Origin of the sequence: Flavobacterium sinopsychrotolerans, from assembly GCF_900110375.1 — a bacterium.
GTDB lineage: Bacteria > Bacteroidota > Bacteroidia > Flavobacteriales > Flavobacteriaceae > Flavobacterium > Flavobacterium sinopsychrotolerans.
The window spans coordinates 223,757-236,017 of record NZ_FODN01000004.1 but is presented as its reverse complement, the minus strand read 5'-3'; the positions used below and the strand labels follow the sequence as shown (position 1 = coordinate 236,017).

Here is a 12,261-nt window from a genome sequence, read left to right as displayed (position 1 = left end):
TATTAAACAAAAATGATTTTTTATTGTTTAACTTTTGCTATATTTGATTGAACAAAAAACCATTAAAATAATTATTTATGACAAATTTTATGTTTATTTCAGGATTAGTTGGGAAAATGTTGCCAACTGATTACGTTGGGTTTACTTTTTTTGTAGGCTGTATGGCAATGATGGCCGCTTCAGCATTTTTCTTTTTATCCTTAAGCCAGTTTGATAAAAAGTGGCGTACTTCAGTATTGGTGTCAGGATTAATCACTTTTATTGCTGCTGTACATTATTTCTACATGAGAGATTATTGGGCTTCTTTTGGGGAGTCACCAACTTTCTTTCGTTACGTTGACTGGGTGCTAACGGTGCCGTTAATGTGTTTAGAATTTTACCTAATACTAAAGGTAGCTGGAGCAAAACAGTCCTTATTATGGAAAATGATTATCTATTCAGTAATCATGTTAGTAACAGGTTATATTGGTGAAGTTATTGCACCAGAAAGCGCTGCTTTATGGGGGTTCATTTCTGGATTAGCTTACTTTGCAATTGTGTACGAGATTTGGTTAGGTGAAGCTGCGAAATTAGCTGCATCAGCTGGTGGAGAAATTCAAAAAGCACACAAAATCTTATGCTGGTTTGTTCTTGTTGGATGGTCAATCTATCCATTAGGATATATGATGGGCACATCAGGATGGTACAACGGATTTATACCAGCTGGTAATATTGACGTGGCCTACAACATTGCAGATGCGATTAACAAAATTGGTTTTGGATTGGTAATCTACAGTTTAGCCGTAAAATCGTCTAAAGATTAATTACTTTTATTATTTTTTTTTAATATTTGATTTAAAAACCGGACTAGTGATAGTTCGGTTTTTTTTATGGAATTATAGCTAACAAAATGCCCAACCTGTTTTTGAAACAAGTCGGGTTTTGTTATTATTAATTTATTACGTAGAGACGCACTGCAGTGCGTATTTACAATATGCGTCTCTCCACCGTGCATTTATAGAATAATGTGTATTCTATAAATGTGTTTATTCACGTTGAAACCACATCAAACACATCACAAAAAAAAAGGGAAAATGTTCTTAAAACATTTTCCCTTTTTTATTATTATTTTGGATCTAAAGCTTCACCAATTCTAGAAATCAAATCGAGTACATGATATTTACTCATTCGGTCTGACATTCTAGCTGAAGACATTTTTAAATCATTTTTAAGAGAATTCAATTGACCTCTGGCAATAGAAGGTAAATCCGTTTGTGCTAAATTCACTCTTCTGGTATTGAAACCATACGTTACACCAACCGGAACCGATCTTACTTCTGCATTACCGGGTTTTAGCATACCAATCATCTTGTCTACATACAATTTTTGAATGTTTCTGCGATACATATCAATAGAACTATTGCTTTTTAATTCAGAGAAAATTCCTTTATTCAAATCACTGATTAATTCGTCTACAGAATAATTGTCTTTACTAGCAGTTGAGGTTTCTAAAAGGCGAACCATTCTGTCACCGGCTAACAAGCTAGTTAGTGTTGCATCTTGCATTCCTTTGATTGCTTCAACACCGCTTTCCGGGTTAATTTTCGAAAGGACATTTTGATCCAATAACCATTTTGGAGTGTTGAACAATTGAGTATTCAAGAATGCCACAGCGTCTTTTTGAATACTTTTTGGAACTACTTCAAATTGATTTCCGGTCATGTCATACGTTTTTGGCGAATCATAGATTCCTCCCACATTTTTAGTGACATGTCCCATATATCTTCTGAATTGTCCTGTAAGTGCGCCGTAAAGTTCGTCTAGTTCAGCATAACTTTCTCCATTTTCTTTAGTCCACTCTAATAAATTAGGCAAAATTCTTTTCAAGTTTTTGATTCCGTATTCAGAGGCTCTCATGGCATTATCACCAATATCTTCCGTTTGATATCTCGGATCATAAGGACTGGATTCCGTACCGAACCATAAACGATTATTCTTATACGCTTCTTTTGTCATTTCATTCAAGAAAGCTTTCTCTTGTGCTTCATTTTTAGTGTCTTCAAAATAAGAATATCCCCATTTAATAGCCCACTTGTCATAATCTCCAATTCTAGGAAATAAGGTAGTAACGTCATCTTCCGGTTGTGCAACATAGTTGAAACGTGCATAATCCATGATAGAAGACGTGTGTCCGTTTTTCGCTTGGTATTCTTTATCTCTTAGTTTCTCAACTGGAGTAGCAGAACTTGCTCCCATATTATGACGTAAACCTAAAGTATGACCTACTTCATGAGAAGAAACAAATCGGATTAATTCTCCCATTAATTTGTCGTCAAACTTTTTAGATCTTGCAGCAGGATCAACCGCTGCAGTTTGAATCAAATACCAATTTCTTAAAAGACTCATGATATTATGATACCAACCAATGTGGCTTTCCAAAATTTCACCACTCCTTGGATCGTGAACATTAGGACCATAAGCATTTTGAATTTCAGCAGCGAAGTATCTTAAAACAGAAAAACGAGCATCTTCCAAGCTCATTGTAGGGTCATTTTCTGGCCAATATTCTCCACGAATGGCATTTTTCCAACCTGCATTTTCAAAGGCAATTTGCCAATCGTCAATACCTTGTTTGATAAATTTTTTCCATTTTTCAGGAGTCGCCGGGTCAATGTAATATACAATCGGTTTCAAAGGCTCAATTAATTCACCCTTTTTTTGTTTTTGAGCATCTTCAGCAGATTTAGGTTCTAAACGCCATCTTACCGCAAATACTTTGGTATCTGATTTTTGAGATTCTTCTTCAAATACACCATATTGGTTTGCAAAATACCCTACACGCGCATCAAATTCTCTTTTGCGCATCGGATTTTTTGGCAATAAAATCATAGAAGTATTCATTTCTACAGTAATTACGCCTGCATCTAAAGCAGAAGGTAAATCAACTCCTATTTTTGGTGTTGGGGTAGTATTGATTTTCGGTGGTGTTGTCGTAAAGGTTTTTACACTTCTAATTTCAGTGTTTATTGGAAAACTGCTTACTTTTGAGATAAATGATCTGTCTTTTTGAAACGTTTGAATGTTTAATAATTGTTTCTTAATTGGATCCAAAGAAAAAGTTTGAACATCAGCATCGAAAGTAGTGGATAAATCGACTACATAACCTGTGATTTTTCCAGCATCATCTTTTTTGTACGCCAGAACATCATAATTTCCAATAATTGGATCTGAAGTTGAATTTTTGACTGCTTGAGCCATTGGTTTGTCTTCATCCGGAGACATAATAACATAGGTAATAGATCTCAATAAGATATTGTTATTCAAACCTTTTTCCCAACGCACCACTTGTCTGTTGATTTCTTCTCCACCAAAAATCCCTCCTCCGGCCGGTGTTTTAGAATATCGGGTGATAGTCATCATTTCGCTTCCTATAATAGAATCTGGAATTTCAAAAAGGTATTTGTTGTCTATTTTATGAACATCGATTAATCCTCTTTGTGTAACAGCACTCGAATCAATTACTTTTTTGTACGGTTTGGGTTCTTTTTTGGCATCAGCGGCTTTAGCATCCACTTTTGCAATAGCATCTTTATCTGCTTTTCTTTTTTTTCGGCTTTGTGCGAATGTGTCTTGGGCAGAAAAAATCAACAGCAATACAATAAATAAGGTTAGGTTTTTTTTGATCATTTGGTTAAACATATAATAGTTAATAATAAGTTTTTAGTAAATAATTAAAAGAATCTTCTATTTATTCACTATTAATTTTCAAATCTATTGATATATTTTTAAAAACATATTATTTCAAAAAACGATTTTAAATAATTAACAATAATTAACAATCGTTCATTAATTACAGATTTATAATCCTTACATGATTTTTCTCATAAAAGGGATTGTTATTTCTACCTATTTTTGTTTTTCGAAATGTCAAAAGCCAGAAGGATTGGGGCTTTTGTAAAACTTTTTCGTAATATTACTCTATAAATGATTTTTGAATGAGAAAAATTAAATACAAAAAAGGAAGAAAACTCCAACCCAATAATCTGGAATACACGGGAATTCATAAAGAAAACGAATCGGAAATGCAGTTGTTTGTATACGATAATTTAAATCTGACAGAGTATGAAGGTTTTATGGTTTCAGATTTAGATAAATATATGAATGTCCATAAGAATAATTGGCTGAATATACATGGTTTGAATAACATAGAATTGATGAAGTCTATTGGAAGTTATTTCAAAATCGACAATTTCATGTTGGCCGATATTTTGAATACGACAAGAAGGACTAAAGTGGAGGAGTTATCGGATGTTTTATTTTTCAATATAAAATCACTTTTGCCTTTAGGAGATTCAGATAATATAACAGTCGAGCAAATAAGTTTTTTGATAAAAGATGGGGTTCTAATTTCTTTTCAGGAAAAAAGAAGCGACTTTTTTACTCACATTCGAGAACGATTAAGAACACATTCAGGTATTGTAAGAACAAAAAAAGCCGACTATCTTTTGTATATTCTTTTGGATGCCATTATGGAAAATTTTTATATTACCCTGGAAAATGAAGAAGACAAAGTAGAAGAACTGATTAATCTTTCCAAGCAAAGTGCTGACCCCATAATTTTGGAAAAAATTGAAAAACACAGAGATAATTTTAACTTTTTGAAGCGTTCCATAATTCCGTTAAGAGAATCTTTGTACAACATAAAAAGTATTAAAGATGACAATGTTTTTAATGCAATAGAAAGTGAAAATTTTAGCTTTTTTGCACGATTACATCAAAAGAGTTTAGAGCTTTTGGAACAAATTGAATCGGATATGGGTTCATTGGAAAGTGCTTCTAATTTCTTTTTTTCGGCACAAACCCATAAGATGAATGAGATAATGAAAACGCTGACCATCGTTTCGGCAATATTTATTCCGCTTACTTTTATCGTGGGAGTTTACGGAATGAATTTTGAGAATATGCCAGAACTTAGGCGCGAATACGGCTACCATACGGTAATGGCTATTATGATTTTGATAGGAATAGGAATGATTGTCTATTTTAAAAAACGTCGTTGGTTTTAATACATAAAAAGCAATATATCCAATTTTTTTTGGAATTAAATAAAAAATAAAAAAATGAACAAGGCCATTTATATAGCAACAAGCGAACAAAATAGCGGTAAGTCGATCATCACATTAGGACTGATGAGTATGCTTATTGGCAAAACTGCCAAAGTGGGGTATTTCAGGCCAATTATTGAGGACACTGAAGAAGGAGGATTTGACAATCATATCGAAACGGTGATTGGTCATTTTGGTTTGGATATCGAGTTTGAAGATGCGTTTGCCATCACAAAAAGTAAATTAATTAAGAAAAAAAATAAAGGAAAAATAGGAGAAGTTCTCGATTTAATTATTGAAAAATATAAGAAATTAGAGGAACGTTTTGATTTTGTTTTGGTCGAAGGAACGGGATTCAGTGGGGAAGGAACGGTGATAGAATTAGACATGAACGTTCTGATTGCTAAAAATCTTGGAATCCCAACGATTATTGTAGGTTCCGGAGTAGGCAAAACACTGGAAGAATTATTGGACAGTTTGTATCTGGCTTATGATTCTTTCAAAGTGAAGGATGTGGAGGTATTGGCCGTGATTGCCAATAAAGTACAACAGGAGAATATAGAAATAGTAACTACTGGTTTAAGAAAAAGTTTGCCTGAAAGCGTGATGGTAAATGCGATTCCCTTAATCCATAATTTGAATAATCCAACAGTACAGGAAATCGTAAATGAGTTGGATGCCAAAGTTTTATTTGGTTCCGCTCACTTAAACAACCAAACTGGAAATTTTAGCGTTGGCGCCATGCAATTGTGTAATTATTTGTTGCATTTAAAAGAGAATAGTCTGGTGATTACTCCCGGAGATCGTGCCGACATTATTTTAGGAGCTTTGCAAGCCAATGAATCCCTTAATTATCCAACTATTTCCGGAATTGTTTTGACAGGAAATATTTTGCCGGAGATCAGTATTTTGAAATTGATAGAAGGACTTTCGACGATTGTTCCGATTATTGCCGTGGAAGAAGGGACGTATTTTATCACCAATAAAATAGGATCGATTAAATCTAAAATTTATGCAAACAACAAGCAGAAGATTGAAATTTCGATTACGACTTTCGAAAAATATGTAGACTTAGACAACTTGGCTGAAAAGCTGATTACTTTTGAAGCGGAGGGAATGACGCCAAAAATGTTTCAGTATAATTTGGTTAAAAGAGCCAGACAACACAGGAAACACATTGTTCTGCCGGAAGGGAATGACGATAGAATTATTATGGCGGCATCCCGTTTATTAGAAATGAATGTGGTGGATATTTCGATTATTGGCAACAAAAAACAAATAGAAAGTAAAGTTGCGGAATTAGGTTTGTTTTTTGATTTTTCCAAAGTGCAAATCATTAATCCTATAGAATCTGAGCATTATGACGATTATGTAAACACGTATTATGAGTTGCGAAAAGCGAAAAATGTTACTTTAGGAATGGCGAAAGATTTGATGGAAGATGTTTCGTATTTTGGAACGATGATGGTTTACAAAGGCCACGCTGACGGAATGGTTTCCGGCGCGGCGCACACTACACAACATACCATTTTACCAGCGTTGCAATTCATTAAAACAAAACCAAATTCATCAGTAGTTTCATCGGTATTTTTCATGTGTTTAGAGGACAGAGTTTCAGTTTTTGGAGATTGCGCCATTAACCCAAATCCTACTGCGGAACAGTTGGCAGAAATTGCCATTTCATCTGCGGATTCTAGTTTGGCTTTTGGAATTGAACCAAAAATCGCCATGCTTTCCTACTCATCCGGTTCTTCAGGAAAAGGAGATGAAGTAGATAAAGTGCGGACTGCAACTGAAATAGTGAGAAAAAAACGCCCTGATTTAAAGATTGAAGGTCCTATTCAGTATGATGCTGCGGTTGATATGGCTGTTGGAAAAAGTAAAATGCCAAATTCAGAAGTGGCAGGGCAAGCCAGCGTTCTAATTTTCCCGGATTTAAATACAGGAAATAATACGTATAAAGCAGTGCAAAGGGAAACTGGTGCCTTAGCAATTGGACCGATGTTACAAGGATTGAACAAGCCGGTTAATGATTTAAGCCGTGGTTGTACGGTAGATGATATTATAAATACAGTCGTGATTACGGCGATTCAAGCACAAGGATTATAAAATGAAAATAGTAATTATAAACTCAGGGAGTTCCTCCATAAAATACCAATTGATTAACATGCCGGCGAATGAAGTGATTTGTTCGGGGATGATTGACAGAATAGGATTGGAAACTTCAAATCTAACCTATGTGACCAATACTACTAAATTTGAAGAGATTTTAACTATTGCAAACCATAAAATTGGTTTGGAAAAAATTGCTCAGCTCCTGATGGATGATAAAGTGGGAGTGATTAAAAGCACGGAAGAAATAGAGGCGGTCGGACATCGTGTGGTACATGGCGGAAGCGCTTTTTCGAATACTGTTATTATTACCACTGAAGTAAAAGACAAAATCAGGCAGCTTTTTGATTTAGCGCCTCTGCATAATCCTGCCAATTTAGAAGGGATAAATGTGGCGGAAGAAATTTTTAGCTCAGCACAACAAGTGGCCGTTTTTGATACTGCTTTTCATCAAACAATTCCTGTTGTAGCGCATAAATATGCGGTACCAAATTATCTTTTGACGGAAAATAAGATTCGTGTTTACGGATTTCACGGTACAAGTCACAAATACGTTTCGGAAAATGCGATTCGTTATTTAGAACAAAACACGAAGAATAAAGGGTCTAAAATTATCACGATACATTTAGGGAACGGTTGCAGTATGACCGCAATAAAAGATGGAAAAAGTATTGATCATACATTGGGTTTTGGTCCAATGAACGGATTAATTATGGGTACCCGAAGCGGAGATGTGGATCAATCCGTTATATTTTATTTGGTAAATACTTTGGGTTATTCGCTTGAAGCCGTGAATACAATGTTGCAAAAACAAAGCGGAATGCTGGGGCTTACCGGTTACAGCGATTTACGGGATATAGAAGCCAATGCGGAGAACGGAAATGCGGATTGTCAATTGGCTTTGGCCATGAATGCGTATCGAATTAAGAAATATATTGGTTCTTATTCAGCCGTTTTAAATGGACTCGACGCCATTATTTTTACGGCTGGGATTGGAGAAAACTCTTCTTACATCAGGAAATTAGTGTGTACGGATATGGATTATTTTGGAATAGCATTGGATGCTTCCAAAAATGAAATTCGCTCTAAAGAAATTAGAGAAATCAACACAGCAGAATCCAAGACTAAAATATTGGTAATTCCTACCAATGAGGAAATCGAAATTGCCAATCAGGTTCACCATTTGCTGTTGAATTAAAACAAGAACAATATAATAAGAGCTCCTTGATTTAGACTTTTTATATACAGTTAAATTATATTTTAAATAGATATTAATGGGTTAAATTTAATTTTTATTAAGTTAATTCTTAAAATTAAAAACAATTTATTACCACTACAAGGTTGTAGTTTTTTTTTAATAAAATAGTATTAGATTAATAATTAGTTTTGATTTAATAAATTAACAAATAACCAGATGAGATATTTATTTTCTGTTTTTTTCGTTTTTGCAACGGGATTACTTCATGCCCAAAGCGTTCAATCGCCATCGGGTAAAATTGCCTTAAATTTCAAATTAGGGACAAATGGTCAACCTTTTTATTCTGTAAATTACAAAAACAAAGCGGTCGTTTTGGAAAGTGCTTTGGGTATAAAATTAAAGGAAAAACCAGCTTTAGGCGCAAATTTTGAAATACTGACTTCAAAAACTTCTAGTTTCAACGAATCTTGGAAACCAGTTTTAGGGGAACAATCCAGTATTAAAAATCACTATAATGAACTTAATGTTTCGCTGATCAACAAGGAAACTAAGGTGAAAATGAATATCATTTTTAGAGTTTTTGATGAAGGAGTTGCTTTCAGATATGATTTTCCAAAACAAGCGGAATTGAATTATTTCATCATCTCTGATGAGGTTACCCAATTTAATTTAATCGAAAACAACAAAGTATTCTGGATTCCAGGAGATTTCGACAGTAATGAATACGAATACAATGAAACTTCATTTTCTGAAATTGATAACTCCAAAATCAATATGAACAACGGAATTGGAGTAAAGTCCATTCCAGGAAAATATATGGTTCAAACGCCATTGATGATGAAATCACCATCAGGTTTGTATCTCAATATTTTTGAAGCGGCAGTAGTCAATTATCCTGTAATGCATTTGAATGCTGATGTGACAAATTACAAATTAAAAGCCGAATTAGTTCCGAATGCAATTGGTGACAAAGCCTATTTACAAACGCCTTGTGTATCGCCTTGGAGAACAATCATGATTAGCGATGATGCCCGAGATATTGTGGCTTCTAAAATGATTCTGAACCTAAACGAACCGTCAAAATTAGAAGATACTTCTTGGATTAAACCCATGAAATATGTTGGAATTTGGTGGGAAATGCACGTAGAGAAATCTACTTGGGATTATGCAGGTTCTCAAAATGCCACTAATTTTGCGGATGTACCAAAAGCATCGGGGAAACACGGTGCTACTGCCGAAAATACGAAACGATACATTGATTTTGCCGCAAAAAACGGTTTTGATGGCGTATTGGTAGAAGGTTGGAATGTAGGTTGGGAAGACTGGAACGGAAACTGGAAAGAGGAAGTTTTTGACTTTACAACGCCCTATCCGGATTTCGATATTGCCGCTCTTTCGGCTTACGCCAAAGAAAAAAATGTCAAAATGATCATGCATCATGAAACATCAGGTTCTGTTAGTAATTATGAAAGACATTTGGATCGTGCTTTTGATTTGATGAAAAAATACGAATATCCAGCAGTAAAATCGGGTTATGTGGGCAAAATCATTCCGCGTGGCGAGTTTCATGACGGACAATCTATGGTGAATCATTTCAATTTTGTGGTTAAACGCGCTGCAGATTATAAGATTATGATAAACTCCCATGAATCGTCAAGACCAACCGGTTTTGGAAGAACGTATCCTAATTATATCGCTGCCGAAGCAGCTCGTGGGAATGAATTCAATGCATGGAGCGTTGGAAATCCACCTATGCACGAAACTATTTTGCCTTTTACAAGACAACTGGGTGGACCTATGGATTATACGCCGGGAATTTTCGAAATCAAAATGAGTTATTATGATAAAAATAAAACGGAGCAGGTTCATACCACTTTAGCCAAACAACTGGCTTTGTACGTTACAATGTATTCTCCGTTGCAAATGGCGGCCGATTTATTAGAAAATTACGAGAAATACCCAGATGCGTTTCAGTTTATCAAAGACGTTGAAACTGATTGGGATGAAAGCAAATATTTAGAAGCGGAACCAGGCGATTATCTTACGGTTGCCCGAAAAACCAAAGGAAAAGAAACTTGGTTTTTAGGAGCAATCACAGATGAGAATGCCAGAACATCAGAAATAAAATTAGACTTCCTGACCAAAGGAAAAAAATATAAAGCTATTATTTATGAAGATGCGAAAGATGCCGATTGGAAGAACAATCCAATTGCTTATAAAATAAGAACAATGACAGTGACGAGCAAATCAAAAATTAAGTTGAATTTGGCTCCGGGAGGAGGAACGGCAATCAGTTTTGAACCAATAAATTAATAAGGATATCCTGCAAGAGCTTTAAAACTTGCAGGATTTTTTTTAATCTAACATAGAATATTCGTTAAGAATTACGAAATTGCCACAGCAACCAAAACCAAAATTATAAATAAGAATACCCAGAAAGCCTAAATTTATTATGAAAAAATCAATTGTTTTAGCTGCGCTTTTGTTTAGTGGAATCACTGCTTTTGCGCAAACTAAAGATGAACAAACTTTAAAGGAAATTTACAAATCATCGTTGACCAATGCTAAATGTTACCCGTGGCTGGACCATTTGTCGAATACCATTGGTTCCCGATTATCAGGTTCCATAGGAGCAGAAAAAGCGGTTTTGTATGCCAAAGCACAATTGGAAACACTGGGTTTAGATAAAGTCTACCTTCAGGAAGTAATGGTGCCCAAATGGGTTCGGGGCGAAAAAGAAATCGGGTATTTACAAGTTGGAAAACAAAAGATCAATTTCCCAATATGTGCGCTAGGCGGTTCCGTTGCCACTCCTAAAAAAGGATTGCAAGCGCCAATACTGGAAGTAAATAGTTTAGAAGAATTAGCTGCTCTTGGCGAAACCAAAGTAAAAGGAAAAATAGTTTTTTTTAACAGACCCATGAATCCAGAATTCATAGAAACTTTCAAAGCGTATGGAAGTTGTGTGGACCAAAGATCCTCTGGAGCCAGAGAAGCCGGTAAACTAGGGGCATTAGCCGTAATTGTCAGATCCATGAATTTGCGCTTGGATGATTTACCGCATACCGGTGCAACTAATTATGGAGAAATTGCCAAAGAACAACGAATTCCGGCTGCTGCCATTAGTACAAATGGAGCCGAAATTTTAAGCAAAAGTTTAAAACAAAATCCAAATGCAGCATTCTATTTCAAACAATCATGTGAAACATTTGCTGATGTTTTATCCTATAATGTTGTTGGCGAAATGACCGGTTCTGAGCATCCTGAAAGAATAATGGTCGTTGGTGGGCATCTTGATTCTTGGGATCTTGGAGATGGTTCTCACGATGATGGCGCAGGATGTGTCCAAAGTATGGAAGTGTTGAATATCTTCAAAAATATTGGATACAAGCCTAAAAATACGTTGCGTGTGGTTTTGTTTATGAACGAGGAAAACGGTGTTCGAGGCGGAAAAGAATATGAAAAACAGTCCAATAAAAACAATGAAAATCACATTTTTGCTTTAGAAAGTGATTCGGGTGGATTTTCTCCAAGGGGATTTTCAATTGAAGCTGATGAAGCTAATTTTAATAAAATCAGTAGTTGGGCAACATTATTTGAACCCTATTTAATTCACAAATTTGTAAAAGGACATTCCGGAGTTGATATTGGTCCGTTACAATCCAATCACATCGTAAAAGTGGGATTACAGCCGGATTCTCAGCGTTATTTTGATTATCATCATGCTGCAAATGACACTTTTGATGCTGTCAATAAAAGAGAGTTAGAACTGGGAGCAGCAGCTATGGCTTCCTTACTTTATCTGATGGATCAGAATGGTATAGTAAAATAAAAAAAACTTTAATTTGAAGGTGCTAAAATCATTTT

7 protein-coding genes are annotated in these 12,261 nt (G+C 35.1%); 6 read left to right on the top strand and 1 reads right to left on the bottom strand.

What is annotated here, in order from left to right; translation table 11 throughout:
* The first annotated feature begins 77 nt into the window (after positions 1–77).
* On the top strand, positions 78–803 hold the full coding sequence (locus BMX64_RS09620) for a bacteriorhodopsin-like (RefSeq protein WP_091170976.1): 726 nt from the start codon (positions 78–80) through the stop codon (positions 801–803).
* 301 nt (positions 804–1,104) lie between these two features.
* On the opposite strand, the gene BMX64_RS09610 is transcribed toward BMX64_RS09620, so the two are convergent.
* Complete coding sequence (locus tag BMX64_RS09610; protein WP_208858968.1) at positions 1,105–3,666, bottom strand: zinc-dependent metalloprotease; 2,562 nt, start codon at positions 3,664–3,666, stop codon at positions 1,105–1,107.
* 308 nt (positions 3,667–3,974) lie between these two features.
* Here BMX64_RS09610 and corA point away from each other — a divergent pair, with 308 nt between their 5' ends.
* The 5 genes from corA to BMX64_RS09585 all read left to right on the top strand — a co-directional run bounded on the left by corA (position 3,975) and on the right by BMX64_RS09585 (position 12,226).
* The gene (gene corA / locus BMX64_RS09605) at positions 3,975–5,045 is read left to right on the top strand and encodes a magnesium/cobalt transporter CorA (protein WP_091170969.1); all 1,071 of its coding nucleotides are present in this window, start codon (positions 3,975–3,977) and stop codon (positions 5,043–5,045) included.
* 54 nt (positions 5,046–5,099) lie between these two features.
* Positions 5,100–7,193 (top strand): phosphate acetyltransferase, encoded by a 2,094-nt coding sequence (gene pta, locus BMX64_RS09600; protein ID WP_091170965.1) that lies wholly within the window; start codon positions 5,100–5,102, stop codon positions 7,191–7,193.
* Position 7,194: 1 nt separating this feature from the next.
* Positions 7,195–8,394 carry an acetate/propionate family kinase gene (locus BMX64_RS09595; protein WP_091170961.1) on the top strand — a complete coding sequence of 400 codons (1,200 nt, stop codon included), beginning with the start codon at positions 7,195–7,197 and terminating at the stop codon, positions 8,392–8,394.
* 216 nt (positions 8,395–8,610) lie between these two features.
* Positions 8,611–10,707, top strand: coding sequence for a glycoside hydrolase family 97 protein (locus BMX64_RS09590; RefSeq protein ID WP_091170958.1), 2,097 nt, complete (start codon positions 8,611–8,613; stop codon positions 10,705–10,707).
* A 139-nt stretch (positions 10,708–10,846) separates the two neighbouring features.
* The gene (locus BMX64_RS09585) at positions 10,847–12,226 is read left to right on the top strand and encodes a M28 family peptidase (RefSeq protein ID WP_091170955.1); all 1,380 of its coding nucleotides are present in this window, start codon (positions 10,847–10,849) and stop codon (positions 12,224–12,226) included.
* Positions 12,227–12,261: the final 35 nt, after the last annotated feature.